Source organism: Amnibacterium sp., assembly GCF_036559085.1.
Classification (GTDB): Bacteria; Actinomycetota; Actinomycetes; order Actinomycetales; family Microbacteriaceae; genus Amnibacterium.
Map to the genome: position 1 here is coordinate 1 of NZ_DATBTU010000019.1, position 26,561 is coordinate 26,561.

The window sequence follows — 26,561 nt, forward strand, 5'->3', positions numbered from 1 at the left end:
AGCCCGGTTGCCCTTGCTGCGTTTCCGCCCTGGGGGAGTTGGCCTGGATGGCGCCACGCGGGGAGCCGGCGTCCAGTGTACGAGGCGACGCGGCGGGCGGGCGACCCGCCGGGGGTGGGTGTCGGCGTCCCGCGGCCGGTATGATGCTCTGGCCCTGCTTGCGCGGGGCACCGGAGGATTCGCCTAGTGGCCTATGGCGCACGCTTGGAAAGCGTGTTGGGTGAAAGCCCTCGGGGGTTCGAATCCCCCATCCTCCGCTCCCTTTGCCCGATCGGGTCGGTGTTCGAAGGGCCCTCTTCGGGCTCGGTGAGGATTCCGCCGCGCGAAGGGTGATGCAGTCCGCGCGCGCCTTCAGGTCCCGCAGGACCTCGTCGACGTCAGCCACTCCCACGGCTTCGAGCCCAGCGTCGTCGTTCTCGGTGAGGGCGATCTGGCTCGCTAGCCCGAGCAACAGGCTGTCGGTCTCAGTCCGACCGTTGCGGGCGACCGGGCAGGAGATGGTGTCACCCTGCGGAGCGTCTCGGCATCGGACTAGGTTCTCCGTCATGCGTTTCCGCGTCCGCCTCGGCAAAGGCATCACCTACGACGCAGCGGGCCCGCGGTTCAACCAGAAAGTCGGACCCGTCCACATCTCGACGGGCAGGTCAGGAACGTTTCTACGGTCGGCAGAAGGCCCCGTGACGTACCGAAAGACCCCCTCAAAGGCGCGGAACGCGACGAAGTCGTCCATTGTCGTGAGCGCGACTTCCTTGCTGCTCCTTGTGTTGAGTGGCTGCGCGGCCCCCGCCACGCCCGCACCGACGGGCACGCCATCCGGCAGCGTGGAGCAGTCCCCGGTGGCTGTCCCCACCAGCGGGGTTGCACTGGTGGCCGCGTCATGCCCTACGAATTCCGCCACGACCGCCACCGGTCGGCCCGTGACCGGCACCGTGTATTACGACAAGAACCAAAACGGCCGCCAGGACCCGGGCGAGCCGGGACTGGCCGGCATCCCGGTGTACCTGTCCAGCAGCGCAGACTCCGAGACCCCCGCGACGGAGAAGAGCGCATCAACGTGCACCGATTCGCAGGGGCACTACACACTGACCCCGCGGCACAAGTACGCGTTCCGTGTCCTCTTCCGCACTGGGTGGTTCCGAACCCAGTGCCCCGGGCTGACCTGCCCCTCCGGCGGCCCGGGTGACAACGTCCGCGCTGGCCCCGAATGGATCTACTCGCCACCCGTCACGGGCAAGGCAGCCCACCAGTTCGACGTTGGTCTCATCCCCGACGCCGGCCAGCACGTGATCACCATCCACTCCACGCGCTACACCGGCTACCCGCCCGACCTCACCAAGGCGCACCCCGTCGATCTCACCGCACGTTTCACCGATGACGAGGCCCAGGGCTGCAACACCACGGCGAACGGGGTCAGCTGCCACATCGGCCAAACCGTGGCACAAACCCTCTACATCGCCAACTCCGGCCTGACCTCTGTCTCTGGCATCAAAGGCGTCATGCAGCTCCCCTGGGGGGAAGAACACAAGACCCTGCGGATCCTGCGCAGCGGCTCCTCACCCCAGGTAACCGGCCTGTCAGATGTGAAAGTCACTCCGGCCAAGGGCCCCAGGCCGCCCGGCCAAGCCGCGACGGCCGACAACTACACGACCATCACCTTCACCATCCTCGGAACCGTCCCACCGGCCGGAATAGTCGCGGTCCTGTCCACCGATCTACTCGCCCACGGCACCCCCGGTACGCAGATCGTCGGCCACGCCGGCATCACCGCTGAGCAGAACGGCTCCTTAGACACCGACTCCGCATTCTGCACCGCCCCAGCCCTCCCCCAGCAGTGCCAGCACATCTCCAACACCCACTCGTTCCTCGACCTCACCGGAGACGACAACGACAGCGACCGCTTCAACGTGCTCTCCTGACTGGCAGTGGACCGGCGTGAGTCGTACACGCCCACCAGCTTCGGGAGACCCTCACGGTCTGCCAGGCGTGCATCGACGCCGGGATGCGGCCACCCCTGCTCACCGTCCACGCGGACGGGGTGGACGTGTCGGAGCGGCCGGACCTCTGGCCTGCGCGTATGCGCGACTACCGCCGGCCCGGCCGTCTCGAATGGATCGGCCAACTCGTAGCTGACGCGTCTGCGCGTGCCCAGCGCAACCCTCACCCGGTGCGGGTCGTGATGTAGACGTTCGACTGATCCGCTGAGTACACCTTGTGCGTCGCGCCGTTCACAGCCTGAGCGCCATGCGGCAGCCAACCTGTGGTTGCGTAGGTCGTAGTGCTGGCCGATCGGCGGTGCAGCTCAACCGTCGAGATCGAGAGGTCGACTACCGGATAGCCGCCGCTCGTGTAGGTGTACTTCGACGGGAGCACTCCGGTTGCCCCGTTGATCACGTCGAGGTAGCCGCTGCCCCTCCGGTCGTGACCTGAGTCGGACCGCCTCGCCGACGAGATCAAACGGCAAGCGCTGCGGGTCCGGGCGGCCTCGCAGGCCTCGGGTCTGGATGACGGGCCGATCAGCGTTCACGAGAAGATGCGGTCCGTCCGCCTGGAGCCGGTTCCGTGGACGGCGGCGCTGTCGCGGATCTTCCGTGACGCCGGCGTCGCGCGGGTCGAGCCGTGGAAGAAGCCGCGAGCCTCCTACCGCCGGTTCGTCTATCCGGCCCCGAACGCGTGCTGGCAGCTGCGAAGGTGAGGCGCTTGGGTGGAACGCCCATCGGGATCTTCCCGCTTCGCTGATACCGCCGCACATCCCCCCGTCCGGCGTGAGTGAGAGAGAAATGTCCCCGGACACCCGGCACTCGAGGGGCGGCAGCTCGTCCGGGCCTTCGACGTCCGTCAGGGAGAGGCACTTCCTTGAAACAGACGGACGGGGTTCGACCTTCTCCCCGCTTCGTCGATGGATGCTTGCACGTGAGGACCGTGCCCCTCAGGCACTCCACGGGTTGACCACGGACAGCCCGGTGCCGGAGAAGTCGCTCACGTTCCGAGTCGCGAGGAGATCGGCACCTGCAGATGAAGCCGTCGCAGCGATGACCGCGTCGGCCGAGCCGATCGGGTTGCCGGCGCGCTCCCTGGCACTCGCGATGCGCGCGGAGTCGATCGAGGCGGCGGAGTCGAATGGAAGGATCCGCCCCTCGAACAGCTCGTCGACGAGCCGCCCGACCTTCTCCGCAAGGTCCTCACGCCGTCTCCCTGAGGGCAGGCGAGCGACGCCGTAGAGCAGCTCCGCGGTCGTCATCGAGGTCAGGTACAGCTCACCGGCCTGCTGGGCGTTCATCCACTCGAGGACGGCGGGGTCGGGCACGGGCCGCATCACTTCCGACACCACGTTGGTGTCGAGGACGATCACGACTGCTCGAACGAAGCCGCTCGAGCACGCTGCTCGTGCCGTTCGACGCCTGGCCAGTCGAGGTCAGCGAACAGCTCGTGGATCCGGCTGCCCAGTCCCGTCCCGCCCGACGGCTTCTGACGGGCGCGAACAGCGTGGGCGAGGATGGCGCGCGCTTCCGCCTCCATCGAGCGGCCGTGCTCGACACCCAGCTCCTTGAGGCCGGCGCGGGTCTCGTCATCCAGATTGCGAACAGTCAAAACAGTCACGTTTCTCCCCTTCCGCGCCGATGCTAGCAAAACGCATGCAGTCTTGACCATCAGGCGAGCGAGCCGGAAGCGTCCTGCGCGAAGGCCGCATCACTGGCGACCCTTCAGCCCGCTCAGCCCCCACAGAAACTCCACAACCGCAGAGAAACCGCGTGCGCCCGAGTCATCCGAGGCAGTCCAAGATCCGCATGTCTTCGGGCTTTTTGCCTGGTCAAGGCAGTATTCCAAGGGGCCTCTTCGGGTTCGAATCCCCCACCCTCCGCTACCTTCGACCCCTGAGATCCGCTTGCTTCCGGGGGTCTTCGTCGCTGCCCGACGCAGAATCCCCCACAAGTTTGTGGCCCTGACGTCCTCGAGGCGTGCTGAAACGGCGTCCAGGTCATCGTCGAAGAGGTCCGCGTCGGTGTCGAGCGTCATCGCGGCGGAGGCGTGGCCGAGCATCCGCTGCACCGCATGCGGGACCGCACGTGCCACCGACCGGATATCCCCGGCCTCCGCTCCCCTACCCGAGGCGCGGATGCGTGACCTCTCCTCGTCGGGTGACACCCGCAAGAGCGTCGCGCGACGGCGGGGGCGCTTCGAACCTCAGTCGGAGCCCTCGCCGAAATGCGGCAGCCACGCGGCTGCCGAGACCAGTGAAGGCGCGGCGCGGCGGTAGTCGCGGGCGAGCCGACCCCACCGGAGCCACAGCCGGACGTGGATGCGGATGCTCGCGCCAAGTGCCGTCGCGAACCGACGCCGGTCGCGGCGATGCCAGTAGTACGCGGCCCGGTCACCCGTCGGCACGAGCACGCTGTCGTGGTGCGGGACCACCCACCACGTGCCGCGCTCGGGCGAGAGCCGCGTGTCGGGCCCACCGTCCACGACGGGGGGCACCAGCAGGTGCCGTGCCGTCGCGATCGCGGCCCACACCGCGAGGGCGGGACCGCGGGGAGCCGCGACCGGCGTGAGGCCCGTGATCGGGGCGTACGGCACCGCCGGCAGCTCGTCGGGACGATGGCGGCGCTGCTCGGGGGCGTCTGCAGCGAGGGCGAGCAGCTCGGGAAGCGCGCTCGTGAGGGCGGGCCCGAGCGCGGCGGGGCCGGCGAGCACAGCGAGCAGCCCGTCGTGGCGACAGCGAACCGCGTAGTGCTGCATCGCGAGCGCCTGCTTGAGGTCGAGCGCGAAGCTCGCCCCGAGCACGCCGGTCCGGGTGCCCCGGTCGCCGTGCAGCAACGCGGTGATCACCCGGTTGCGGGCGTGGAAGAACGCCGGCCACGATCGGAAGTCGTCCTTGGTGCGCCAGGTCTCGTGCCACACCGCGGCCCCCGGCAGGCTGACCGTCGGGATGCCCGCCGCGGCGGCGCGGAGACCGTAGTCCGCGTCGTCCCACTTGAGGAAGAACGGCATCGCGTAGCCAATTCGCCGGACGGTCTCAACGGGGATCTGGCAGGCCCACCAGCCCGCGAAATCGGCCTCGCTCCGGTGACGCAGCCCCGGCTGATCCACGGCCCGGACGGCACCGAGGTCCGATCGGGGCAGCGCCGCGTCGGTGGCGTGCCACCAGAAGCTGCGCCGCTCCACGCGCTCGGCGCCGACCTCGAGCACCGACGGTGCGGTGGTGTCGAACATCTGGAGCCCGACGATCGAGCTCGCCGTGGTCCGCAGGCCGAACTCGTAGGCGCGGAGGAGGGACGCCGGTTCCAGCTCGATGTCGTCGTCGAGCAGGGTGACGAAGCCCGCGTCCAGTTCGGCTGCAGCCTCATGCATCACTCGGGAGTAGCCGCCAGAACCTCCGACGTTGGGCTGACGGAACACCCGGAGCAGGGCCGGAAGCGCGGCACACGCGCCGGTCGCGTCGAGCGGCATCGGTCCCTGATCGACGACGAGGACGCGACGCAGCACATCCACGAGGGCGCGCGCGGCGGCGATGCGCCGCACGTTGAGCGCGACGGCGTCCGAGCGACCCATGGTCGGCATGCCGACGACGAGTCCGGGAGCGCGCTTCGGCTGCTCCGCCACATACCAGGCCGCATCGACGATCCGTACCTGCTGCGAGCCCGCCTGCAGGTCGAACCAGACCATCCCTCCCGGTGAGCACGCCGCGATCGGCACATCGACCACACCTGGCTCACCGGCCTCGAGCAGCAGCGAGTCGACGACCGACGGGACTCCGTCGACCGTGCGGCGCACGGTGAGCACGGCGGCGCCGTCCACCTCGATCCCGAGTCGGACCCGCGCCGACCCGGCCCCTGCCGCCCAGTAGGCGGCAGGGAAGGCGTTGAAGTAGCTGCCGAGGTCGGCGGTGCTGCCGGCCGGCACGACGAGATCGTGTCGCCGGCCGGAACGAGTCGCGCGCACGGCGCCGGGCAGGCCGCCAGTCAGGTACAGCGATGGCGGTACGCGGCGATCCGCGAGCGGGCCGACGACGTCGTGGACGCGCTGCCACAGCCCGGTGCGAGGCACCGGCGGAGAGGTCGTGAGCGAACGATCGAGATCCATCGCCTTCGACGCTAAAGGCGCCCGGTGTGCCGGATCCGGTCCGGTCGGCGCATCCGCCGCGACCAGCAGGTGAACATCCGTTGACGAAGCCGTACCCCTCGCTGCCCTCGGTTCCGGCCCGGATGCCAGCAGGCCATCGGCGCCCCCTACGATCCGCGCCATGACCGCCGCCTCGCCGTTCTCGGACCAGACCGGGATGCTGCGCGCCCTGCTGCTCGCCCGGACGGACGGCCGTGAGCCGGGCCGTGTCGCGGTGGTCGGCAACGCTCCCCTGGCAACCTCCGCCGACCGCGCGGAGCGGATCGACAGCAGCGATCTCGTGGTGCGGATGACCACCTTCGCGGTCGACGACGACGTTCCGGCCGTCGGCCGGAGGACCGACGTTGTGGTGCTCCATCGAGGCCTGGTGGCGGGTCCGGCGACCTTCGCCGGCTACCGGGGACGGCTCTACCTGCTCGCCGAGCCCGGCCGGGATCACTGGGAGCCCGAGACCGTGCCGCCGTGGTGGCCGCGGGATCTCGAGCTCGTCCCGATCGGCAATCGGGAGTTCACCGACCGGTTACGCGCCCTGCTCGGCTACGGCCGCCGGAGCCCTTCCTGGCCCACGACGGGGACACTCGCCGTTCACCTCGCGCACCGACTGTTCCCGCATGCACGGATCCTGCTCACCGGCACCAGCCTGCTGGATCGCGATCCACGGGATGCCGCGCCGCTCGCACACCACTGGGGACCCGCGATGACGCTCACCCCGGAGCACCGACCGGCACGCGAGGGCGCACTGCTCACCTCGTGGCGCGACGACGGCTGGCTCGAGGTGGCCCCGTGACCGGGGATGCCGAGCGATGGGCGCGGGGGCGCTGGAACGTTCTCCGCAAGCGGCGTCCGCGCATCACCCGTGCCGTGGAGGCCGGCGTGCTCGGCATCCGTGGGGCCGCCGCCCTGGCCGACGAGGTGCGGGCGCTACGCAACCGGGTCGCGGAGCTCGAACGCGATCACGCCCTGATCGCCGCTCACGTCGCCGCACTCACCGAAGCCGTTCCCGGCGAGGCCCGGCCCGCACCGTCCGTCGAGGCCGTGCGGCTCGCCGCGGTCGCCTTCTACGAGCACCGGATCACGGCGCTCGAGGCCCGTGCCGGCCTCCGACACGCGCGCGACGCGGTGACCCGGACGACGCGTCGGGGAACGTCGCGTGACGGGACGGAGAACGGATGAACGCGCTGCGCGCACCCGAGATCGTCGCCCTGATCCCGGCTCGGGGAGGCTCGAAAGGCGTCCCCGGCAAGAACATCGCACGGATCGGTGGCGTCCCGCTCGTGGCCAGAGCGGTGGCTGCCGCGCTGGCCGCCGGCATCGAGGACGTGCGCGTCTCGACCGACGACGCCGCGATCGGTGCGGCCGCCACCGCGGCAGGGGCGAGGATCATCGAGCGCCCCGCCGAGCTCGCAGGCGACACCGCGTCCTCCGAAGCCGCGCTGCTCCACGCACTCGATGTGATCGAGTCCGAGGGAGTCGTGCCGCGCGCCGTCGCGTTCCTGCAGGCGACGTCGCCCTTCCTCGAGCCGGCCGCCCTCCGCCGCGCGGCCGACCGTGTGCTCAGCGGCGCCGCCGACAGCGTGCTCGCGGCGTTCGAGACGTACGCGTTCCTGTGGCGGGTCGATGGGCACGGCGCCGCGGCCGCGGTGAACCATGACGCCGCCTACCGGCCGCGCCGGCAGGACCGGGAGCCTCACTACCAGGAGACCGGCGCCTTCTACGTGCTGCGCACGGACCTGTTCCGGCAGCACCGACACCGCTTCTTCGGCCGGACCGTGCTCGAGCCGGTGAGCGAGTCCCGCGCGCTCGAGATCGATGCGATCGAGCAGCTCGAGCTGGCCCGGAGGCTCGCGCCGCTCCTCGATCCGACGGTCGAGGGCGTCGACGTCGACGCCCTGATCACCGACTTCGACGGGGTGCACACCGACGACACGGCGGGCGTCACCACCGACGGGGTCGAATCCGTGCGAGTGAGCCGCTCGGACGGCATGGGCGTCGAGCGGCTGCTGGCGGCAGGCATCCCCGTGCTCATCGTCTCGAAGGAGCGCGACGGCGTCGTCGCCGCACGGGCGGCGAAGCTCCGGATCCCGGTGCTGCACGGCGTCGAGGACAAGGCCGCCGCCGTCGAGCGGTGGTGCGCCGAAGCGGGCATCGACCTGGCGAGGGTGGCGTACGTCGGCAACGACGTCAACGACCTCCCGGCGCTCGGGATCGTGGGCTGGCCGATCGCGGTCGCGGATGCGCACGCGGCGGTGCGCGCAGCGGCACGGCTCGTCCTCACCAGACCCGGCGGCCACGGGGCCGTCCGAGAAGTGGCGGAGCTCGTCCTGTCCGCACACGAAGAAAGGAGCACGAAGGCATGACGAACACGGTTCAGATCGGGCGGCACACCGTCGGAGACGGCGAGCCCGTCTACGTGATCGGCGAGATCGGCCTCAACCACAACGGTGATGTCGAGATCGCGAAGAAGCTGATCGACGTCGCCGCGGTGGCCGGCGTGCAGGCGGTGAAGTTCCAGAAGCGCACCCCCGCCATCTCGACCCCGGAGCACATGAAGGAGGTCCCTCGTGAGACGCCGTGGGGCACCATGACGTATCTCGAGTACCGCTACCGGGTCGAGTTCGAGCAGGAGCAGTACGCGGAGATCGCCGCCTACGCCGACAGCCGTGGGCTGGACTGGTTCGCCTCCCCATGGGACGAGCCCGCGGTGGACTTCCTCGAGCTGATGCACGTCATCGCCCACAAGGTCGCCTCCGCGTCGGTCACCGACAAGGGGCTGCTGCGGCGGCTCGCCGCCACCGGCAAGCCGGTGATCCTGTCGACCGGCATGTCGACGCTCGAGCAGATCGACGCGGCGGTGGAGATCCTCGGCACCGACCGCCTGCTGATGCTGCACGCGACGTCGACCTATCCGCTGCCGCCTCAGGAGGCGAACCTCCTCATGATCGACACCTTGAAGGAGCGCTACGACGTGCCCGTCGGGTACTCCGGTCACGAGCCGGGGCTGCAGATCTCGATCGCAGCGGTCGCCATGGGCGCCGTCGCCGTCGAGCGGCACATCACGCTCGATCGCGCCATGTGGGGCAGCGACCACGCCGCTTCACTCGAGCCGCACGGCCTGATGAGCCTCGTCCGCGACATCCGGATCATCGGTACCGCCCGCGGCGACGGCGTCAAGCGGGTCTTCCCCGGCGAGCTCGCTCCGCTGTCGAAGCTGCGCCGTGTCGATGGCTGACGGCTCGCTGAGAGGCGACACTGCGGTGCGCCTGTCCGTGGTCGTGCCGTGCCACGACGCCGCCCGGTTCCTCCCTGCGACGACGGCGGCGATGCGCGCGAACGCCGCGGGCGACATCGAATGGATCCTTGTGGACGACGGCTCCAGGGACGACACGGCCGAGATCCTGAACCGATTCGATCCTGGCCTCGGGCGGACGGTAGTGATCACCAACCCCTCCGCACTGGGTCTCGCCGGTGCCAGGAACGTCGGCACCGCGGCGGCGAAGGGCCGGTACGTCACGTACCTCGACGCCGACGACTGGTACACGCCGGGGTACCTCCCGCGCCTCGCGGATTCGATCGAGGAGCTGGGCGTGGACTTCGTCCGTGTCGACCACGTGCAGACCTCCGGGACGAGGAGGAGCACCCACCGGGCGCCGGAGACCCGCCGCGGCCGTCGCCTGGACCCGCACGACGGGATCGGGACGCAGCCGGAGCGGACGACGATGGTCGACTACCCGTACGCCTGGTCCGCCGTGTACGACGTCCGACTCCGCGACGAGGGACTGCTGACGGTCGACCCGAGGCTGAAGACGGCCGAGGACCGGCTGATGGCCTGGCGCCTGCATCTCTGGGCGAGGAGCTACGCGGTCGTCGGGCTGCTGGGGTACTTCTACCGGCGTGACGTCGCCGGCTCCTTGACCACCATCGGCGACGAGCGCCAGCTCCACTTCTTCGACTCCTTCGACGCGATCGGCGAGGAGTTGACGGCGAGCGAGCACTTCGAACGTTTCGAGGCGAAGTTCGTGCGCTCCTACCTCGGGCTCATCGCGCACCACGAGACGAGCCGCGCACGCCTGCACCGCGGCGTGCACCGCACCTTCCGGCGCCGCGCACGTCAGACCATCGGCGCGCTGCCGCCCGACCTCGTGGCCGAGTCGATCCGGTCGATGGATCCGGCCCGCGCCCGTGTCCTCTCGACCCTCGCATGAGCCCGGTCACGCAGATCTTCGAGGCGTCGGCGTCGTACCAGCTGATGGTGCTCGCCGCGGCGCTGGACTCGGGGGCCTTCCCTCCGGCCGAACGGCGGATCCTGCTCACCTCGTCGAACTCGGCGGTTCCCGAGGTCGCCGGGCGCCTGGAGGACGACCTCGCCATCGCTCCGCTGCTGTCCCGGTTCGACTCGGTGGCCTCGTTCAACGACCTGATCTTCCCCCTCCATCCGAAGGGGTTCCGGCCCCCACCGGACGAGCTCCCGCTCTTCGAGCGAGCGTTCCGCCGTGAGCTCGGCATCCCCGACGACCATCTGATCGAGCTCGTCCTCGAGTCGATCCAGACACCACCGGCCCGGACCATCCTCAACGTGTTCGCCGAGTCCCCCGTCACCGTCTATGCCGAGGGCTTGATGAGCTACGGGCCGACCCGCGACCCACTCCCCCATCAAGCCTGGGCCCGGCTGCAGCGCCTGCTCCATCTCGACCTGGTCGAAGGGCTCGAACCGATCCTGCTCAGCGAGTACGGGGTCCAGGCCGAGGTCATCGATCCGACAGCGTTCCGGGCAGTCGTCGCGGAGCTCTCCGGGTCGCCGCAGACGATCGTCGAGCCGTACGCACTGGTACTCGGGCAGTACCTCGCCGACCTCGGCCTCTCCTCCGCCGAGGAGGAGGCCGACCTCTACCGACGCTGCATCGACGCCGCCGCCGCCTGCAAGATCGGACTCGTCCTCTACAAGCCGCATCCGAGCGCCCCACCGTCGTACACGGAGGCGCTCCGGCGCCACGCCGAGAGGCGCGGCATCGGGTTCGAGGTCGAGACGGATCCGCTCCCCGCCGAGGTGCTCTACGAACGCCGGCGGCCCGCGCTGGTCCTCGGTTGCTTCTCGACAGGCATCGTCACAGCCGCCCGGTACTGGAACATCCCGGTCGCATGCACGGGCACCCGCGAGGTCCTGGCGTCCCTCCCCCGCTTCGAGGACAGCAACCGCATCCCACTCCTGCTGATCGATCTCACCGTGCCGAAGCTCGCCGTCGACCGAGGGTTCGACCTCGTCCCTCCGCCCGGACTCGGCGTCCCCGCCCTACAGCGCATCGTGGCCACCATCGCGTACTGCATGCAATGGCGCGCGCGGCACGCCTACCGGGACGACGCCGTGCAGCACCTGCTTGACCGCCGGCACATCGTGCACGCCTTCGTGCCGCGACGACGGCTGCTGACGTTGCTTCTCCCGGGCGGCGTGCCGATGGTCGTGGACGGGAGCGCCTTCCGTCACGCGCTGGGACTGCTCGTGGGTCTTCGGGCTCGGCAGCTCGCCCTGCAGCGTGGTCTCCGCCGTCTCGTTGATGCCTGACGACGCGCCGCTGCGCCGGCTGATCGGAAACCGGTACGCGTTAGGGGTCGCGTTCTTCGTCGTGCAGGCGGTGGTGGGATGGCGGGCCCTCCAGCTCCACGGGCTGGGTGATGTCCGCACCTACAGCGGCTGGGCTGCGCACTGCTTCGTGACGGGGGATCTTCTCGGCATCACACATCCGTGGGTGTATCCCGTGCTGGCGTCGCCGCCGATCCTGCTCGCCGGCGTGTTCGGAAGCGCTGCCTATCTCGTGGTGTGGGTAGCGATCACCACTGCCAGCGACGCGGTCGTCGTCGTGCTGCTCGCCAGACGGGACCTCGCTCTCGGCTGGTGGTTCCTGCTCGTCGTGCTGCTGCTCGGGCCGGTCACGCATGCCCGCATCGATGAGGTCGTCCTCCCGTTCACCGTCGGGGGCGTCCTGCTCATCCGAAGCCGGCCGGCACTCGCCGCCGTACTGTTCACGCTCGGCGCCTGGATCAAGGTCTGGCCCGCCCTGCTGGTCATCGCCCTCCTTGTCGCCGGGCGGCGCCGGCTCGCCGTCCTCGGAGCGGCCGCAGGCACCTGCACAGTCGTGATCGGATCGGCCGTCGCGCTCGGCGCGAGCGGCGGCACGCTGTTCTCGTTCATCGGCACCCAGTCCTCCCGCGGCCTGCAGATCGAAGCCCCAGCCGCCGCGCCCTTCCTGTGGAGCGTCGCGACCGGGCAGCACGGCGCGCGCATCTACTTCGACAAGACGCTGCTCACCGAGCAGGTCGCCGCATCGGGAACCCACATCGCCGCGATCATCGCCACACCGATCCTCGCCGCTGGGGTACTCATCATCCTCGGCCTCGCCGTTCGAGGAGGCCTACGCGGTGCCCCCTCCGACCACGTTCTCGCCCTCACCGCCATGAGCCTGCTCTCAGCGGTCATCGCCCTGAACAAGGTCGGCTCACCCCAATACATCACCTGGTACGTCGCACCCGTCGTGCTCGGCCTCATCACCATGGGTCGGCAGTGGTGGTTCCCGGCGGTCGCCGTGCCCGCCACCGCTCTGCTGACGCAGGTGATCTATCCGACCGCCTACCCGCTCGTACTGAGAGCGGATCCCGCACTCCTTGCGGTGCTCGATCTTCGAGACCTGCTCGAGCTCGCGCTCCTCGCCTGGGCGCTCCTCCAACTCCTCCTACTCCGACGAACGCAAGCCCAGCAGAGGTGGTTCTCCTACGTCGCCGGGCGACGGAGCAGGCCGCCACGGGGCAAATCGACCAAGACCCCCTCGCCGGACTTGTCGCAGCCGACAAGGGGTGCAACGACGGGGTTCTCGCCACCGAGCGGGGAAAGCGTGTGATGTTCCGGCAGATCGCATCCGACGCTGCGGATCTCGCGGCCCTGATCGGGCTGATCGCTCTTCCAGCTTCGACAGCTCGCGGACGGCGCCGCGCAGCCCGAGCTTCCGAGAAGCCCCGCGCGCGGATGCCGCGCGAGCCACGCTCGACCAGGCCGACCACGCGGGCCGCAACGCACTGGTCAACGTCCGGCCGCAGCGCGAGTCGGATGGGTGGTTGATCGGGCTGGCGGCAGGGAGGCGGCGGCCGGGTGACCACCAAGCGTGGACAGCCGCCCCTGCCCGTCGTCACGGACTCGACTGAAGCGCAGCAGCACGTAGCCGTTGGTGCGGAACGTGCCGGTCTGCGTGAGGCCGGCCGCCTTCATAGCTGCGGCCGGGACCACGGTCTTCGGGGTCGAACCGGTGTCGAGCAGGAACCACACCGTCCGGAGTGACCGCATCCGGGGCACCGCGGCCGTCGTGCCGATGTCGGAGCCGAACAGGGCCCTGCTGTCGGTCAGCGGCACCGCTGCGGTGAGATCGGCGAGGCCGCGGAAGTCGGCCGGATAGGCGATCGCCTCGATCCGGGTGGTGGCGCCGCGGATCCCCCCGTACTGTCCGAAGACCATCCCCGACGGACCGTCGGACGTCCGCCTCTCCGCTGACACAAGCGAGGCGACGAGCGCCATCTCGGAGTGCGCCTTCGCACGCGGCTGACGATCGGCGACGATCTGCGGAACCGCGGTGGCGGCGATGGTGAGCACGGCGGCGACACCGAGCAGCCGGGGTAATGAGGCTGCGGCGATGCCGGCGAGCAGCGCGACCGCCGGAGCGGTGAACGTGACGTAGCGCGGCCAGTAGAGAGGCGCGGTGACGAGCCCGGCGGCGAGCAGCGCGACCGGAGGGACGACCGCCCACGGGATCACGACGGCCAGCGCGCGGGCGGGGACGCGGTGGCGCACTGCGGCGAGCATCCCGCTTCCGACCAGCAGGACGAGGACCGTCGCCGCCACAAGGTCGGACCGGAACCACTGCTCGACGGCTATCTGATGCCATGGCGACGCCGGGGCGTCGGCGGCGATCCAGCCCACCTGTCCTTTCTGCCCGGCGGCGAGCCGGATCAGTGGCAGCACGGCGATGGTCACGGCAGCGGCCGAAGCGAGACCAGCGAACCGGTTCGCTCCGCGACCAAGCAGCAACGCGGTCACGGCGTGTGCGGCGGCGAGCAGCAGGTTGTCGAGGAACAGCGCCGAAGCGAGCGCGAGCAGCGCGGCATGACCGGCCCAACTGGCCATCGCGGCGGCACGGCTGTGGTGCTGTCCGAGCGCGTGGAGGAGCGCGAGCGTCGCGGTCGTAGCGAGCAATGCGCTCATTGCGAAGGACCGGCCCTCGCCGCCGGCCCAGACGAGCGAGGGGAGAAACGCGGCGACCGCGCCCCCCGCGATGCCGGCACGTGTCCCTGCGAGGCGAGTACCCAGCACCGTGACGAGCGCCGCGGTGCCGCCCGCGGCGAGCACGGACGGCGCCCGGAGCGTCATCGGCGTGTAGCCCACGGCGGCGAACCAGAGGTGCAGGAAGGCGTAGTACACCGCGTGCACAGCGTCGACGTGCCCGACCATCGCGCCGAGCGCCTGCCATGTGCGGAGGGCCGCACCAACGGATGCCGCCTCGTCGCGCCACAGGGCGGGAACGCCGACGTGCCAGCCGGTGACGAGCGTCCCGGCGAGACCGACCAGCAGGGGCGCGAATCGCGCCGCGACCGCGCTGGTGACCAGCGCGCGTCGCTGCGCAGGCACGGCGACGCCATCAACGGGGATCATCGATCCTGAGTAACAGCACGGGGTGAACGAGGCACGGCCGGGCGCCGCTCCCGCGTGAGCGGGCGTGCTGCGGTCAGGTGAACATGCGGGGGCAGACCTGCCAGTGCGCGGATGCCCGAGGCCCGGTATGGGGCGGCCAACCAGGCCCTGTGACCGCGCCTGTGCCGGCGCCGTGGCGAGGGTCAGGGTTCACCCGTCGGTCATCCTGGTGCCGCACGATCGAGTGGTGTCGACCGCTGACCCGTTCCTGCCCGTACCGGATCCTGGCGCTGAGCCCGCCGCCGGTGTGCTGCCGGCCGACGACCGAACTGAACTCGACCGGACGGACGAGGAGTCCGGAATCGACCGAGATGCCCCCGAGATGAAGCCCGTCGCACGCTCCGCACGTTTCAAGCCTCCTGCGCCGGGCGACGCTCTTGACGAGGACGGGCTCCGGCTGGATCTCGGGATCGACTGACCTCAAGGGATCCGTCGGGGCACTTGCTTCGCCTCGCTACAACGTCGCAGGCGTCAGATCGCGACATGTCGCTGATGATCCGCCCGGAAGCTCCCGGTCGCCGGCATCGCGCTTCGAGATCTCTGCCGAGGTCGATGGGCGCGTGCTCGCCTCGTCCTGGCCGAGCTCGAGGTCGAACTCGCGGGCCCGACGTGCCCGATAGGCAGTTCACGGCGCTCGGCCGCCGCCTGCGATCCTTCGGGCCTTTTGGCCCGCGCGCGTCCCACCCCGATGCGTGAGCCTGACCCGATGGCTCGCGTGAGAGGAAGCGTCCGGATCGCCGCTCCCCTGGAGCAGGTCTTCGACACCGTCGCGGATTCACGGAACGAGCCCTCCTTCAACCCCGCCATGACCGAGGCCGAGCTGCTGACCCCCGAGCCCGTCCGGCTCGGCTCCGAGTTCCGCGCTCGGATGGGGAGGGGCCGGATGGACATGGTGGTGGAGCTCACCGAGTTCGACCGGCCGCACCGGCTGGCCTCGGTCACCACGAGCTCGATGATGGAGACCTCCGGGACCGTGACCTTCACCCCCGAGGCCGGCGCCACGCTGATGGCCTGGGACTGGCAGGTGCGCCCCAAGGGCTGGTTCCGAGCGCTCAGCCCTTTGGTGGGACCCCTTGGTCGGCGCCAGGAGCGCCGCATCTGGGCCGGCCTGAAGCGCAAGCTCGAGGTCCAGCCCACACCGGCATCCACCGACGGGACGTTCGGCGGGAGTCGAAGGAATGTCCGCTGAACCGACCGGGATCCCGCCCGTCGGGGCCGGATGGGGAGGACTGCTCCGGTTGGGCGCCGCGGCAGCGGTGTTCGTGGTGGTGATGATCCCGCTGCAGGCGGCCGTCTTCATCCTCAGCCCACCACCCAGCACGGCCCAGGGCTTCTTCGCGCTGTTCCAGGAGAACCCGGTGAAGGGGCTCCTCGACCTCGATCTCCTGCTGACCCTCGACTACCTCGTCATGATCCCGTTCTACCTGGCGCTGTACGTGGTGGTCCGCCGCGTCGCGCCCGCCTGGGCACTGCTGGCTCTGGTGACCGGTCTGTTCAGCCTGGTGCTCTTCGTCGTCTCACGCGAAGCCACCTTCTCCATGTGGATGCTGAGCGACCAGTACGCGGCGGCGACCTCCACCGCCCAGAAGGCGGCACTGCTGGCAGCGGGCATGACGATGCTCACGGTCTACAACGGCGGCACCTTCGCCACGAGCTACATCCTCGGAGCGGTCAGCACCCTGCTCTTCTCGGCCGTGATGGTCCGCCACCACATCTTCGGCCGGCTCCCCGGCCTGGTGGGCCTTCTCACCGGACTGACGATGCTCGTGCCCGCGAACGCCGGCCCCGTCGGATTGATCGTCGCGATGGTGTCCCTGCTTCCCACCGCCGCATGGCTGATCCTGCTCGTCCCGCACCTGCTTCAGGTTGCGCGGATGACCGTCGGCGAGCAGAACCGCGAGCCTGTTGCGGACGCGGAGCCGGAAGTACCTCGGTCGTCTCGTCGGTAGTCCCTCCTGCGCACGCCACGCCAGCAGGGCCAGCTCCGCAGCGGTCATCTCGACCAGGGACGGGCCGACGAGCACACCGGGGTCCGGCGCTCGACGCTGAGCCGCCCGTCGAACCCCGGTCTCCCTGCCGCTCGTGCGACGTCCGATGCGTTCCGGCCGGGAGCGCGAGGACCTGCCTCAGGAGATCGGGCGGACGATCACCCGGACGGACTCGGGATCCACGATCTCGAGCCCGGCCTCCCACGCATGCCGCCGGATGAGCCCGGCAAGCACTCCCGCCAGCTCCGCCGGCGCGCCTCCGCCCAGCCGGCGGGGGTCGGCCACACGGACGTCCGCCTCGACGGTCACGTGCAGCGGACCGGCGATCGCTTCATCACTCATGGTGGGAACGGTAGGACGGACCACCTGAACGGTCGGCACGAGGAGGACGACGCCACGCATCCAGGTCGGGGGATCCGCTGCCGTCACACGAGTCGGGGCATCGCGCCTCAGACCCCTGCGCCCGGGCTCCCGCCCGCCGTGCGGAACGCGGCGGCCGCCGGGCAGTCGAACGGGTCGGCATGCCGGATACCCACCCGATGCAGGTACCGCACGACGATCATCCAGGACCGCAGCAGCGACGTCTCGGTGTAGGGAACCCCGAGCTCGGCGCAGTAGGCCCGCACGATGGGCCGCACCCGGCGGAGGTTGACGCTGGGCATGCTCGGGAAGAGGTGGTGCTCGATCTGGTAGTTCAGGCCGCCCATCCCCGTGCGGATGAACCAGCCGCCCGTGATGTTCCGCGAGGTCAGCACCTGCCTGCGCAGGTAGTCGATCCGCTCGTGGGGCGCGATCAACCGCATGCCCTTGTGGTTGGGCGCGAACGTCGCCCCCATCGTGAAGCCGAACACGGCGACCTGGACGCCGATGAAGGCGCCGCCCAGGACGGGGCCGAGGGCCACGAGGACCAGCGCGGTGAAGCCCACGAGCCGGACGGCGATCAGCACCCCCTCCAGCAGCGGGTCCTTCACCTCTCTCCGGAGGATCGCGAGCGCCGCGTTGCGGTGCAGATCCACCCCCGCGAGCAGCAGCAGCGGGAAGAAGAACCAGCCCTGGCGCGCCGTCAGCCATGCCGCCACGCCGGTCCGTCGCGCGGCGTCCTCCGGGGTGAACACGAGCGCGCCCGGGCGGATGTCGCCGTCCTTCCCGACCGTGTTCGGATTCGCGTGGTGCCGCGAGTGCTTGGTCATCCACCACCCGTAGCTGAGGCCCACACCCAGGTTCCCGATGATCCGCGAGAACACCTCGTTGCGCCGCCCCGAGGTGAAGATCTGCCGGTGGGCGCTGTCGTGAGCGAGGAATGCGGTCTGGGTGAACAGCACGCCGAAGAGCGCGGCGACGAGCAGCTGCCACCAGGTCCGCCCGAGCGCGAACACGAGCACCAGCGCGACCGCGAACATCGCCAGCAGGGCGGTCAGCCGCATCACGTACCAGCCGAGCCGCCGGTCCAGCAGACCGGCCGACTTCACCCGCACCGCGAGCTCGGTGTAGTCGCTCGCACGGGAAGCGGCGCTGCTGCCGGGAGGCCTCGGCCTCGTGGTCCGGACGGACGACGAGGCGCCGGGCGAAGACGCTCCGGGCGTCGAGACGAGCTGCCGTGCCACCGCTGAGCCCCCGAGTCCATCCGATCGGAATCGCGGCCGGGGACTCGGGCCGCTCACGAAGGGTAGCAAGCCCGGGCCACGGCACCCCGCCTCCCCCCAGCAAGTACCCGGTGACGGCGACGGCCGCCCGGTCACGTCTGCGTAGGGCTGCGATGCGCCTCCGGGCGCGCGATACGTCTCCGGTGTCTCAGCCGGTCCACATCTCAGACGCCGGGTCGTCGTCGACGCTCATCCGCCGGCCCGCTTCGGAGCGGGCGCCACGTCGCTACTGATCCGGAAGGCCTGCACGATCGCCATGGCGTGGCCATGGCCGAGCCCGTAATCCGTCTTCAGCCAGTCGACGAGCTGCCCCACCTTCACATCGGGTCGGATGAGGTCCTTGGCCCGCGCCGCTTGCAGGAAGTCGTCAGGCCACATCCCGGTCTTCGCGTGGATGTTGTCGAGGTAGGCCTGGAACGTCACGGCGGGATTCTGCTCCGCTCGAGGCCGGAGAGGGTCTCGTCGTCCAGGTCGCGACCCGTCAGCACAGTCATGTGCATCTCCTCTCCCGTGGGTCGCTACCACGGCGTGACGGTCGTTCCGCCCCACTCCTCCGGCGCGACGTCCGCGATCGACTCGGTGAACGTCCAGTGGTGACCGGCCAGGTCCATCGCCGAGTACTGCCGCTCGCCGTAGGGGTGATCGGCAGGGTTCGAGAGAACCCGGGCGCCCGCCGCCATCGTCCGGCGGTGATGGGCGTCGATGTCACTCACGCGGACCATGACCGAGTGGCTGGACTCGGCCTCGGGAGCGGTGCGGCCGTTCGTGGCGTCGGTGAGGACGATCGCGCCGTCTCCGACGCCCATCTGCACCCGGTGGTCGCCGATCCGGACGTGCTCGACGAAGCCGAAGGCGAGCTCGAGCCACGCCGCGGCGGCGAGGACATCCGGATAGCTGAGCACCGGCGTCACGCTGAACGGAGGAGCCGAGCGGTTGCGGATCATGAGCGATCGTCCCGCCTCGTGGGGCGGAGCGGTAGTGGGCTCGGCGGCCGCGCCGAGCAAGTCGGAGCGGAGCGGCCCGGTGCCTCGAAGCAGCCGGACTCCCCCGAGTCGGATCGACGCCCCAACCGGAGACCTCGTCTCGAGCTCATGCTTGCGCCTGCGGCTATTCGGTGTCACTATCTACCAGTACTCAGTGACACCGAGTAGGGGAAGGAGCGCCATGGCGAAGCTCATGACCGAGATGCTGAAGGGCACGCTCGAGGGGATCGTGCTCGCACTCCTGGCGGGGCGGCCCGCGTACGGCTACGAGATCACCGCCCGGCTCCGTGACGAGGGCTTCGCCGACATCGTCGAGGGCACCGTCTACGCCCTCCTCATCCGGCTCGAGCAGCGCGGCTTCGTCGACGTGACGAAGGTGCCGTCCGAGAAGGGGCCGCCCAGGAAGGTCTACGCGATCAACGCGCAGGGCGCCGAGTACCTCGACGAGTTCTGGCGGTCGTGGACCTTCCTCGCCGACCGCATCCAGCAGCTCCACCAGCACGACCGAGACCCGCAGACAGAAGAAGGCTGACCATGGCATCGAAGTGGATCGAGACCCTCACCGGGTCGCTCGAGCAGAAGAAGCAGTACAAGCAGGACAAGGCGCGCATCGACGCCCTGCCCGACCCCTACGGCGCCGCGGCGAAGGCCCTGCACCGCTACCTCATGTACTCCGGCGGCATCGTCGACGGGGACACCCTCATCACGATGTTCGGCGACCTGGCCGACCTGTGGGAGCGCGCCGCAGCCGACGGCACGCCGGTCCGCGACATCGTCGGCGACGACCCGGTGGAGTTCGCCGAGTCGTTCGCCCGCGCCTACCTGGGCAAGCAGTGGATCGACAAGGAGCGCGCCCGCCTCGTCAAGGCGATCGACGACGCGGAAGGGATGGCGCCGCGATGAGCGCCACCGTCGCGATCCGCACGAGCGGCATCGAGAAGTCCTTCAAGGCCGTCCCCGTGCTGCGCGGCGTCGACCTCGAGATCCAGGCGGGCAGCATCGTCGCCCTGCTCGGCTCGAACGGCGCCGGCAAGACGACGCTCATCCGGATCCTGTCGACCCTCCTGAAGCCGGACGGCGGCACGGCCACGGTGAACGGCGCCGACGTCACGACGCAACCGGGCGACGTGCGCGAATCCATCAGCCTCACCGGGCAGTTCGCCGCCGTCGACGAGGTGCTCACCGGCCGGGAGAACCTCGTGCTCGTCGCGAGGCTGCGCCACGTGCCGGACCCCGGCCGGATCGCGGACGACCTCCTCGCCAGGTTCGCGCTCACCGAGGCCGGCGGCCGGCGCGCGGGCACCTACTCGGGCGGGATGCGGCGCCGCCTCGACATCGCGATGAGCCTCATCGGCGACCCGCCGATCGTCTTCCTCGACGAGCCCACCACCGGCCTCGACCCGGAGGGGCGGATCGAGGTGTGGCAGACGGTGAAGCAGCTCGCCGGCCGCGGCACGACCGTGCTGCTGACGACCCAGTACCTCGACGAGGCGGAGCAGCTCGCCGACCGCATCGCGATCCTGCACGAGGGCCGGATCATCCAGCAGGGCACCCTCGCCGAGCTGAAGCGGCTGCTGCCGGCCGCGACCGTCGAGTACGTCGAGAAGCAGCCCACGCTCGAGGAGGTCTTCCTCGCGCTCACCTCGCGCGTCGACGCCGCCGGCGCCGCGACCGACCGGAAGGACCCGTCATGACCACCCACGCGCTCGGCGACACCGGCGTCCTCACCGGCCGCTCGCTGCGCCACATCCTCCGCAGCCCCGACACGATCATCACCACAGCGGTCACTCCGGTCGCGCTGATGCTGCTGTTCGTCTACGTGCTCGGCGGCGCCATCCATACCGGCGTCAGCGGCTCGTACATCGACTACATGCTGCCCGGGATCCTGCTGATCACGATCGCATCCGGCATCGCGTACACCGCCTACCGGCTGTTCCTCGACCTGCAGGGCGGCATCTTCGAGCGCTTCCAGTCGATGCCGATCGCCCGGCCGAGCGTGCTCTGGGCCCACGTGCTCACGTCGCTCGTCGCGAACCTCACCTCGATCGCGATCGTGATCGGCGTCGCCCTGATCATGGGGTTCCGCACGGGCGCCTCGGTGGGCGCCTGGCTCGCCGTCGTCGGCATCCTCGTGCTCTTCACCCTCGCCCTGACCTGGCTCGCGGTGATCGCCGGGCTCTCGGCGAAGACCGTGGACGGCGCCAGCGCCTTCAGCTACCCGCTGATCTTCCTCCCCTTCATCAGCTCAGCCTTCGTGCCCACGGAGTCCATGCCGGGCCCGGTGGCCTGGTTCGCGGAGCACCAGCCCGTCACCTCCATCGTGAACACGATGCGGGCCCTGTTCGCCGGGCAGCCCGTCGGCAGCGACATCTGGGTGGCGCTCGCCTGGCTCGTCGGCATCCTCGTGGTGGCCTACGCACTCGCGATCGGGCAGTACCGCCGTCGCGTCAGCTGACCGGCACGGCGATCCTCCGAGACCCATGCGTTGCCGCTTCTGGCCCTTGAACGCGCCGTTCGAGGGCCAGCAGTGGCAACTCACGTTCACGCCACCCCGCGAGTTCCTGGTTCTTCCGCGTCGGACGATGCGGCGGCCGCTCCTCAGGGACGTGAACGCCTGCCGGCCGAACCGCGGATGCCGAGCACCACGAGCACGAAGCCGAAGAGCGCGAGGATCAGGCCGATGCCCAGCCAGGTCGGGCTGCCGGTCATGAAGCTGCCGGGGAGCACGTTCAGGCCCTGGAAGATCCAGATGGCTCCGACGATGATGGAGATCGCGCCGACCACGATCATGGCGAGACGAAGACCGCGGCTGTTCACGCGCTCAACCTAGCGGCGGCCGCGCAGGTCGCTACGCGCGAGCCCGGCCGTTGTCGGGCTGCCGCTCCCCCGCTCCTGCCGGAGCGGCGCCCACGAGCTGAGCGGCGTCATCCCCCCGCTTCGGGCTGGAGCTGCTCGAGGCCGCCTTCGCGCCGGCCGCCCCGCTGCGCTGCGGCCCCCGCGATCACGACCAGCGCGATGCCCACGATCTGCACGGGCGTGGGCGTCTGATGCAGCACCAGCATGCCGAGTGCGACCCCGATCGCCGGCTCGAGCGCCATCAACGTGCCGAACGCCGCCGGCGTCATCCGCCGCAGCGCCAGCATCTCGAAGGTGTACGGCAGCACGGGCAGCAGCAGCGCCAGCCCGACGGATGCGATCAGCACCGCGACCGTGATGTGCCCGACCGCCTGCGGGATGCCGACGACCGCCGCGGTCAACGCCGCCACGGGCACGGTCAGCGAGAGGGCGCGGACACCGCTGAAGCGGTCACCGACCTGCTGCGTCAGGACGATGTAGACGCCCCATCCGACGGCGGCGAGCACGGCGAGGGCGATGCCCCCGGCATCCACGGCGCCGACCCAGGGCTCGGTCAGCAGCACGACCCCGGCGAGCGCCGTCAACGGCCAGATCAGGGCCTGGCGGGTGCGGCTGCGCAGCGCCGCGACGGTGAGCGGCCCGAGGAACTCGATCGCGACGACCGTGCCGAGCGGGACGCGCTCGATCGCGCCGAGGAACGCGACGGTCTGCAGCCCGGTCGTCACGCCGAGGCCGAGGAGCGGCAGCACGTCGCGGCGCGCGATCGAGCGGAGCGGCGGGCGGGCGACGAGCAGGAAGATCACGCCGCCGATGCCGAGCCGCAGCCAGGCGGTCCCGCCGGCGCCGATCGCCGCGATGACCCCGACCGAGAGCGCCGAGCCGAGCTGCACCGCCAGCATCGCCGCGACCGCCAGCGTCCACGGCGGCACGGCAGCACCGCGGGCACGGAGCGTCGTCATGCGTCGCGCTCGCGAGCGCGCCACTCCCCGATCGCCGCGAGCCGGCGTCGCTGCTGCCCGGCGGCCGCCGCGTCGAGCCCCTCGTCCCGCTGCTCGAGCGCCGCGCTGACCCGCTCCCGGTGCTCGACGGGCTTCGCGTCGTCGTACTTGAACTTCGCGTCGACGCGCAGCACCGCCAGCCGGATCGCACGGATGCCGGACAGCATCCGCCGATACGGCCCGTCGTCCGGCGAGACGGCCCCATGGCGGCCTTCGGGCTGCAGGTCGGCGAGCTGCGCGGTCAGCACGGCGGCCTTCTCCGCGGGGTCGTCGATGACCGTCGGGCGGCACACGAACTGCACCGCGGAGTAGTAGCTCGTCGGCACGCCCTCGTCGACAGGGATCCCCTCGGCCGCGCGCCAGTAGGTGGGGACGTACGCCCAGTCCCCCACGACGGCCAGCCGCACCTCGACGGCCGCCTCGAGGTGCGGCCAGACGGGATTCGGGCGGGCGAGGTGCATCAGCAGCTCGTCGCCGGCCGGGGTGAAGTGGCTGGGCAGCACCCACGGCGCCTGCGCGGCGTCGAGGTTGTTCACGGCGAGCAGGCCGAAGTGATCGGTCGTGGCCAGCCACTGCTGCCACTCGGCGGGCTCGAGGGCGGCGTCCCAGGGGTGGATGAGCACGTCAGTCGTCTCCTTCGGGGGCGAGCACGCGGGTGGTGACGGTGATCCCCGGCCCGAGTTCGGCGATGCGGTCGACGAGCGCCTGCACCGCGGCGGCGACCGCCTCGTCGGTCAGGGGCGCGAGGGCGTCGAGGATGAAGAGCGCGCGCGAGGTCTCCTCGGTGAGCCGGGTGCGGCGGCCCTGCCGGTGGTTCCAGCGCCGGCAGGTGACGCCCACCTCGTCGCACCACACGACCTCGCCGGGCTCCGGGTGCTCCACGACGTCCTCGCCGGCGGCGACGGTGTCGAACGGCTCGTCCCCGACGGCACGGATCAGGCGCGGGGCGCCGAGGTAGCCGGTGAGGTCCTCGCCGCCGAGCGGCACCTGGTGCAGCACGGACACGGCGTTGTAGAGGTCGGTGAGCGGGTTCACCTGGGGCAGGCCGTCGGCGGCCGCTCGCCGGAGCAGCGCCTCGAGGCTGTTGCGGGTGCGCTGCGGCTTCGCGCCGAATGCGCGGTAGGCCTCGCGCCACGCCGCGACGTGCGGGAGCTCGTCCACCGGCGATGCGGCGAGCAGCTCGCGGGCGTACGCCTCCGCGTCGGCGACCAGCGCGGCGGTGCCGCCTTCGCCTCCCCCGGCCGGGATGCCGTCCACGGCGACGAGCGCGGCCCGGTAGTCGGGCCGGAGCGCGAAGACGGCCGGATCCACGCGGGCAGCCGCGAGGAACCGCTCGAGCTCCCCCGCGTCAGGCATCCCGGGCCGACTTCGACGAGGAGCCCACGCCGGGTTCGAAGACCGCGAGGGTGAAGCGGGCACGATCCGGTCCGTCGTTGCGATAGGAGTGCGGCACGTCGCCGGCGAAGGTCACCGCGTCCCCCGTCGCGAGCACGAGCGCCTCGCCGCCGACCTCGATCGTCGCCGTCCCCTCCTGCACGTGCAGCAGCTCCCTGGTCCCGGGCGCGTGCGGCTCGCTGACGTGGTGATCGCCGGGCGCGAGCGTCCAGTCCCACAGCTCGGCGACGTCCGGCGGCTCCGTGCCGGCGACCAGCTCGCCCCTTCCCCCTGCCTCGCTGCTCCAGAGCGCCGCACCCTCGCCGCGCCGCACCACCTTGAGCGGCCGCGGCTTCGGCGGCTCGACGAGCGCGGGCAGGCCGACCCCGAGGGCGTCGCTGAGGCGGAGCAGCGTGCCGACGCTGGGGTTCACCGCGCCCTGCTCGACGTTCACGAGCATGCGGCGGCTGACCCCGGAGCCGTCCGCCAGCTGATCGAGGGTCCAATGGCGCGCCTGACGCTCGTGCCGGATGCGCGACCCGATCAGCGCGGCGAGGCCGACCGCTCCCTCATCCATGAAGTGCAGGATAGTGCACCGGAGGTGCTTCCCGATCGGCATGCGGCAGCCAGCCCGCACTCACCGCAGCCCCATGAATCGCACGGCTTGCGCAAGCAGCCTGTCGGGGATCCGCCTCATGCCCTGGGGCGCGAAGGGAGCACCCATGCGCGCGATGGTCTACCGCGGCCCGTACAAGATCCGCGTCGAGGAGAAGGACGTGCCTCGGATCGAGCACCCGAACGACGCCATCGTGCGGGTCACGCTCGCCGCGATCTGCGGCTCCGACCTGCACCTGTACCACGGGATGATGCCCGACACCCGGATCGGGACGACCTTCGGCCACGAGTTCATCGGCGTCGTCGAGGAGGTCGGCTCGTCGGTGCAGCGTCTCAAGCGGGGCGACCGCGTGATGGTGCCGTTCAACGTCTACTGCGGCTCCTGCTACTTCTGCGCCCGCGGCCTGTACTCGAACTGCCACAACGTGAACCCGAACGCGACGGCGGTCGGCGGCATCTACGGGTACTCGCACACGACCGGCGGCTACGACGGCGGGCAGGCTCAGTTCGTGCGCGTGCCGTTCGCCGACGTCGGCCCGCAGATCATCCCCGACTGGATGGCGGACGAGGACGCGGTGCTGCTGACCGACGCGCTCGCCACGGGCTACTTCGCCGCGCAGCTCGGCGACATCACCGAGGGCGACACCGTCGTGGTGTTCGGCGCCGGGCCCATCGGGCTCTACGCCGCCCGATCCGCGTGGCTCATGGGCGCCGGCCGCGTGATCGTGATCGACCAGCTCGACTACCGCCTCGACAAGGCCCGCGAGTTCGCGTACGCGGAGACGGTGAACTTCACGCACGTCGACGACGTGGTGCTCGAGATGAAGAGGACGACCGACTACCTGGGCGCCGACGTCGTGATCGACGCCGCCGGCGCGGAGGCGGACGGCAGCTTCGTGCAGCAGGTGACGAGCGCGAAGCTGAAGATGCAGGGCGGGTCGCCGGTGGCGCTGAACTGGGCGATCGACTCTGTGCGCAAGGGCGGCACGGTGTCGGTCGCCGGGGCGTACGGGCCGGTCTTCAGCGCCGTGAAGTTCGGCGACGCGATGAACAAGGGGCTGACGCTCCGGATGAACCAGACACCCGTGAAGCGCCAGTGGCCGCGGCTGTTCGAGCACATCCAGGCCGGCTACCTGAAGCCGAGCGAGATCGTCACGCACCGGGTGCCCCTCGAGCACATCGCCGACGGGTACCACCTCTTCTCGGCGAAGCTCGACGACTGCATCAAGGTGCTCGTCGAGCCGGGAACGGACTGAAGGAGC

29 protein-coding genes, 1 tRNA gene and 1 pseudogene are annotated in these 26,561 nt (G+C 70.6%); 17 read left to right on the plus strand and 14 right to left on the minus strand.

What is annotated here, in order from left to right; genetic code table 11:
- The first annotated feature begins 172 nt into the window (after positions 1–172).
- Together VIG76_RS02995 and VIG76_RS03000 are read left to right on the plus strand one after the other, a co-directional pair.
- Positions 173–257: transfer RNA gene (locus VIG76_RS02995), tRNA-Ser, on the plus strand.
- Between the two features lie 660 nt (positions 258–917).
- A complete protein-coding gene (locus VIG76_RS03000) occupies positions 918–1,916 on the plus strand; it encodes an SdrD B-like domain-containing protein (RefSeq protein ID WP_331950903.1) in 999 nt (332 codons plus the stop codon).
- A 1,010-nt stretch (positions 1,917–2,926) separates the two neighbouring features.
- Here VIG76_RS03000 and VIG76_RS03010 read toward each other — a convergent pair.
- The 4 genes and pseudogenes from VIG76_RS03010 to VIG76_RS03025 form a co-directional block, all read right to left on the minus strand.
- Complete coding sequence (locus VIG76_RS03010) at positions 2,927–3,349, minus strand: type II toxin-antitoxin system VapC family toxin (RefSeq protein ID WP_331950905.1); 423 nt, start codon at positions 3,347–3,349, stop codon at positions 2,927–2,929.
- On the minus strand, positions 3,346–3,597 hold the full coding sequence (locus tag VIG76_RS03015) for a FitA-like ribbon-helix-helix domain-containing protein (RefSeq protein ID WP_331950907.1): 252 nt from the start codon (positions 3,595–3,597) through the stop codon (positions 3,346–3,348). Before VIG76_RS03015 ends, VIG76_RS03010 begins: the two co-directional genes overlap by 4 nt.
- Positions 3,598–3,945: 348 nt before the next feature.
- A pseudogene (locus tag VIG76_RS15230) lies at positions 3,946–4,050 on the minus strand (tyrosine-type recombinase/integrase); the annotation flags it as partial.
- A 132-nt stretch (positions 4,051–4,182) separates the two neighbouring features.
- Positions 4,183–6,240, minus strand: a complete 2,058-nt coding sequence (locus VIG76_RS03025) for a glycosyltransferase (RefSeq protein ID WP_331950910.1) — start codon at positions 6,238–6,240, stop codon at positions 4,183–4,185.
- Between VIG76_RS03025 and VIG76_RS03030 the strand changes: the two genes are divergently transcribed.
- Genes VIG76_RS03030 through VIG76_RS03060 form a run of 7 tightly spaced genes read left to right on the plus strand, consistent with a single transcriptional unit; the run spans position 6,239 to position 13,004 of the window.
- Positions 6,239–6,904 carry a hypothetical protein gene (locus VIG76_RS03030; RefSeq protein WP_331950912.1) on the plus strand — a complete coding sequence of 222 codons (666 nt, stop codon included), beginning with the start codon at positions 6,239–6,241 and terminating at the stop codon, positions 6,902–6,904. The two genes, VIG76_RS03025 and VIG76_RS03030, sit on opposite strands and share 2 nt — an antisense overlap.
- Positions 6,901–7,290: a hypothetical protein gene (locus tag VIG76_RS03035; protein WP_331950914.1), complete on the plus strand. Its 390-nt coding sequence runs from the start codon at positions 6,901–6,903 to the stop codon at positions 7,288–7,290. The genes VIG76_RS03030 and VIG76_RS03035 overlap by 4 nt, the downstream gene beginning before the upstream one ends.
- Entirely contained in the window at positions 7,287–8,474 is a 1,188-nt protein-coding gene (locus tag VIG76_RS03040) for an acylneuraminate cytidylyltransferase (protein ID WP_331950916.1), read from the plus strand. The genes VIG76_RS03035 and VIG76_RS03040 overlap by 4 nt, the downstream gene beginning before the upstream one ends.
- Positions 8,471–9,346: an N-acetylneuraminate synthase family protein gene (locus VIG76_RS03045; protein ID WP_331950918.1), complete on the plus strand. Its 876-nt coding sequence runs from the start codon at positions 8,471–8,473 to the stop codon at positions 9,344–9,346. The genes VIG76_RS03040 and VIG76_RS03045 overlap by 4 nt, the downstream gene beginning before the upstream one ends.
- A 25-nt stretch (positions 9,347–9,371) precedes the next feature.
- Positions 9,372–10,319 carry a glycosyltransferase family 2 protein gene (locus VIG76_RS03050; protein ID WP_331950920.1) on the plus strand — a complete coding sequence of 316 codons (948 nt, stop codon included), beginning with the start codon at positions 9,372–9,374 and terminating at the stop codon, positions 10,317–10,319.
- Entirely contained in the window at positions 10,316–11,674 is a 1,359-nt protein-coding gene (locus VIG76_RS03055) for a polysialyltransferase family glycosyltransferase (RefSeq protein WP_331950922.1), read from the plus strand. The genes VIG76_RS03050 and VIG76_RS03055 overlap by 4 nt, the downstream gene beginning before the upstream one ends.
- Positions 11,667–13,004 (plus strand): glycosyltransferase family 87 protein, encoded by a 1,338-nt coding sequence (locus VIG76_RS03060; RefSeq protein WP_331950924.1) that lies wholly within the window; start codon positions 11,667–11,669, stop codon positions 13,002–13,004. Before VIG76_RS03055 ends, VIG76_RS03060 begins: the two co-directional genes overlap by 8 nt.
- Positions 13,005–13,183: 179 nt before the next feature.
- Here VIG76_RS03060 and VIG76_RS03065 read toward each other — a convergent pair whose 3' ends face one another.
- A complete protein-coding gene (locus tag VIG76_RS03065) occupies positions 13,184–14,803 on the minus strand; it encodes a glycosyltransferase family 39 protein (RefSeq protein WP_331950926.1) in 1,620 nt (539 codons plus the stop codon).
- Positions 14,804–15,029: 226 nt separating this feature from the next.
- Here VIG76_RS03065 and VIG76_RS03070 point away from each other — a divergent pair, with 226 nt between their 5' ends.
- The 3 genes from VIG76_RS03070 (at position 15,030) to VIG76_RS03080 (ending at position 16,791) form a co-directional block, all read left to right on the plus strand.
- Positions 15,030–15,260, plus strand: a complete 231-nt coding sequence (locus VIG76_RS03070; RefSeq protein WP_331950928.1) for a hypothetical protein — start codon at positions 15,030–15,032, stop codon at positions 15,258–15,260.
- A 288-nt stretch (positions 15,261–15,548) separates the two neighbouring features.
- Complete coding sequence (locus tag VIG76_RS03075; protein ID WP_331950930.1) at positions 15,549–16,031, plus strand: SRPBCC family protein; 483 nt, start codon at positions 15,549–15,551, stop codon at positions 16,029–16,031.
- Positions 16,021–16,791 carry a DUF4386 family protein gene (locus VIG76_RS03080; protein WP_331950932.1) on the plus strand — a complete coding sequence of 257 codons (771 nt, stop codon included), beginning with the start codon at positions 16,021–16,023 and terminating at the stop codon, positions 16,789–16,791. The genes VIG76_RS03075 and VIG76_RS03080 overlap by 11 nt, the downstream gene beginning before the upstream one ends.
- 177 nt (positions 16,792–16,968) lie before the next feature.
- On the opposite strand, the gene VIG76_RS03085 is transcribed toward VIG76_RS03080, so the two are convergent.
- From VIG76_RS03085 to VIG76_RS03100, 4 genes are all read right to left on the minus strand, one after another.
- The gene (locus tag VIG76_RS03085) at positions 16,969–17,172 is read right to left on the minus strand and encodes a hypothetical protein (RefSeq protein WP_331950934.1); all 204 of its coding nucleotides are present in this window, start codon (positions 17,170–17,172) and stop codon (positions 16,969–16,971) included.
- Between the two features lie 107 nt (positions 17,173–17,279).
- Positions 17,280–18,434 (minus strand): fatty acid desaturase family protein, encoded by a 1,155-nt coding sequence (locus VIG76_RS03090; RefSeq protein ID WP_331950936.1) that lies wholly within the window; start codon positions 18,432–18,434, stop codon positions 17,280–17,282.
- Between the two features lie 228 nt (positions 18,435–18,662).
- Positions 18,663–18,896, minus strand: coding sequence for a DUF4287 domain-containing protein (locus VIG76_RS03095; protein ID WP_331950938.1), 234 nt, complete (start codon positions 18,894–18,896; stop codon positions 18,663–18,665).
- A 95-nt stretch (positions 18,897–18,991) separates the two neighbouring features.
- Positions 18,992–19,417, minus strand: coding sequence for a VOC family protein (locus VIG76_RS03100; protein WP_331950940.1), 426 nt, complete (start codon positions 19,415–19,417; stop codon positions 18,992–18,994).
- Positions 19,418–19,637: 220 nt separating this feature from the next.
- On the opposite strand from VIG76_RS03100, the gene VIG76_RS03105 reads away from it, so the two are divergent.
- From VIG76_RS03105 to VIG76_RS03120, 4 genes are read left to right on the plus strand one after another with little or no spacing between them, the layout of a single operon-like run.
- Positions 19,638–19,988, plus strand: a complete 351-nt coding sequence (locus tag VIG76_RS03105; protein ID WP_331950942.1) for a PadR family transcriptional regulator — start codon at positions 19,638–19,640, stop codon at positions 19,986–19,988.
- Positions 19,989–19,990: 2 nt separating this feature from the next.
- Positions 19,991–20,359, plus strand: coding sequence for a DUF1048 domain-containing protein (locus VIG76_RS03110; RefSeq protein ID WP_331950944.1), 369 nt, complete (start codon positions 19,991–19,993; stop codon positions 20,357–20,359).
- Positions 20,356–21,150 carry an ABC transporter ATP-binding protein gene (locus VIG76_RS03115; RefSeq protein ID WP_331950946.1) on the plus strand — a complete coding sequence of 265 codons (795 nt, stop codon included), beginning with the start codon at positions 20,356–20,358 and terminating at the stop codon, positions 21,148–21,150. Before VIG76_RS03110 ends, VIG76_RS03115 begins: the two co-directional genes overlap by 4 nt.
- On the plus strand, positions 21,147–21,911 hold the full coding sequence (locus VIG76_RS03120) for an ABC transporter permease (protein ID WP_331950948.1): 765 nt from the start codon (positions 21,147–21,149) through the stop codon (positions 21,909–21,911). The genes VIG76_RS03115 and VIG76_RS03120 overlap by 4 nt, the downstream gene beginning before the upstream one ends.
- A gap of 143 nt (positions 21,912–22,054) precedes the next feature.
- Here the strand turns inward: VIG76_RS03120 and VIG76_RS03125 are convergent, their stop codons facing one another.
- From VIG76_RS03125 to VIG76_RS03145, 5 genes are all read right to left on the minus strand, one after another.
- Positions 22,055–22,273 carry a hypothetical protein gene (locus VIG76_RS03125; protein ID WP_331950950.1) on the minus strand — a complete coding sequence of 73 codons (219 nt, stop codon included), beginning with the start codon at positions 22,271–22,273 and terminating at the stop codon, positions 22,055–22,057.
- Positions 22,274–22,380: 107 nt separating this feature from the next.
- Positions 22,381–23,271 carry an EamA family transporter gene (locus VIG76_RS03130; RefSeq protein ID WP_331950952.1) on the minus strand — a complete coding sequence of 297 codons (891 nt, stop codon included), beginning with the start codon at positions 23,269–23,271 and terminating at the stop codon, positions 22,381–22,383.
- Positions 23,268–23,933: an FMN-binding negative transcriptional regulator gene (locus tag VIG76_RS03135; RefSeq protein WP_331950954.1), complete on the minus strand. Its 666-nt coding sequence runs from the start codon at positions 23,931–23,933 to the stop codon at positions 23,268–23,270. The genes VIG76_RS03130 and VIG76_RS03135 overlap by 4 nt, the downstream gene beginning before the upstream one ends.
- Before the next feature lies 1 nt (position 23,934).
- Positions 23,935–24,666, minus strand: a complete 732-nt coding sequence (locus VIG76_RS03140; protein WP_331950956.1) for a B3/B4 domain-containing protein — start codon at positions 24,664–24,666, stop codon at positions 23,935–23,937.
- Positions 24,659–25,261 carry a helix-turn-helix domain-containing protein gene (locus VIG76_RS03145; RefSeq protein ID WP_331950958.1) on the minus strand — a complete coding sequence of 201 codons (603 nt, stop codon included), beginning with the start codon at positions 25,259–25,261 and terminating at the stop codon, positions 24,659–24,661. The genes VIG76_RS03140 and VIG76_RS03145 overlap by 8 nt, the downstream gene beginning before the upstream one ends.
- Positions 25,262–25,406: 145 nt before the next feature.
- Here VIG76_RS03145 and VIG76_RS03150 point away from each other — a divergent pair, with 145 nt between their 5' ends.
- On the plus strand, positions 25,407–26,555 hold the full coding sequence (locus VIG76_RS03150; RefSeq protein ID WP_331950960.1) for a zinc-dependent alcohol dehydrogenase: 1,149 nt from the start codon (positions 25,407–25,409) through the stop codon (positions 26,553–26,555).
- Positions 26,556–26,561: the final 6 nt, after the last annotated feature.

Bases quoted from the DNA above. Each gene is read 5' to 3' on its own strand.
- VIG76_RS03100 (WP_331950940.1), bottom strand. From the start codon at position 19,417: ATGATCCGCAACCGCTCGGCTCCTCCGTTCAGCGTGACGCCGGTGCTC.
- VIG76_RS03120 (WP_331950948.1), top strand. From the start codon at position 21,147: ATGACCACCCACGCGCTCGGCGACACCGGCGTCCTCACCGGCCGCTCG.
- VIG76_RS03130 (WP_331950952.1), bottom strand. From the start codon at position 23,271: ATGACGACGCTCCGTGCCCGCGGTGCTGCCGTGCCGCCGTGGACGCTG.
- VIG76_RS03045 (WP_331950918.1), top strand. From the start codon at position 8,471: ATGACGAACACGGTTCAGATCGGGCGGCACACCGTCGGAGACGGCGAG.
- VIG76_RS03025 (WP_331950910.1), bottom strand. From the start codon at position 6,240: ATGGCGCGGATCGTAGGGGGCGCCGATGGCCTGCTGGCATCCGGGCCG.
- VIG76_RS03055 (WP_331950922.1), top strand. From the start codon at position 10,316: ATGAGCCCGGTCACGCAGATCTTCGAGGCGTCGGCGTCGTACCAGCTG.
- VIG76_RS03040 (WP_331950916.1), top strand. From the start codon at position 7,287: ATGAACGCGCTGCGCGCACCCGAGATCGTCGCCCTGATCCCGGCTCGG.
- VIG76_RS03080 (WP_331950932.1), top strand. From the start codon at position 16,021: ATGTCCGCTGAACCGACCGGGATCCCGCCCGTCGGGGCCGGATGGGGA.
- VIG76_RS03065 (WP_331950926.1), bottom strand. From the start codon at position 14,803: ATGATCCCCGTTGATGGCGTCGCCGTGCCTGCGCAGCGACGCGCGCTG.
- VIG76_RS03085 (WP_331950934.1), bottom strand. From the start codon at position 17,172: ATGAGTGATGAAGCGATCGCCGGTCCGCTGCACGTGACCGTCGAGGCG.
- VIG76_RS03075 (WP_331950930.1), top strand. From the start codon at position 15,549: ATGGCTCGCGTGAGAGGAAGCGTCCGGATCGCCGCTCCCCTGGAGCAG.
- VIG76_RS03030 (WP_331950912.1), top strand. From the start codon at position 6,239: ATGACCGCCGCCTCGCCGTTCTCGGACCAGACCGGGATGCTGCGCGCC.
- VIG76_RS03150 (WP_331950960.1), top strand. From the start codon at position 25,407: ATGCGCGCGATGGTCTACCGCGGCCCGTACAAGATCCGCGTCGAGGAG.
- VIG76_RS03110 (WP_331950944.1), top strand. From the start codon at position 19,991: ATGGCATCGAAGTGGATCGAGACCCTCACCGGGTCGCTCGAGCAGAAG.
- VIG76_RS03060 (WP_331950924.1), top strand. From the start codon at position 11,667: ATGCCTGACGACGCGCCGCTGCGCCGGCTGATCGGAAACCGGTACGCG.
- VIG76_RS03115 (WP_331950946.1), top strand. From the start codon at position 20,356: ATGAGCGCCACCGTCGCGATCCGCACGAGCGGCATCGAGAAGTCCTTC.
- VIG76_RS03105 (WP_331950942.1), top strand. From the start codon at position 19,638: ATGGCGAAGCTCATGACCGAGATGCTGAAGGGCACGCTCGAGGGGATC.
- VIG76_RS03140 (WP_331950956.1), bottom strand. From the start codon at position 24,666: ATGCCTGACGCGGGGGAGCTCGAGCGGTTCCTCGCGGCTGCCCGCGTG.
- VIG76_RS03145 (WP_331950958.1), bottom strand. From the start codon at position 25,261: ATGGATGAGGGAGCGGTCGGCCTCGCCGCGCTGATCGGGTCGCGCATC.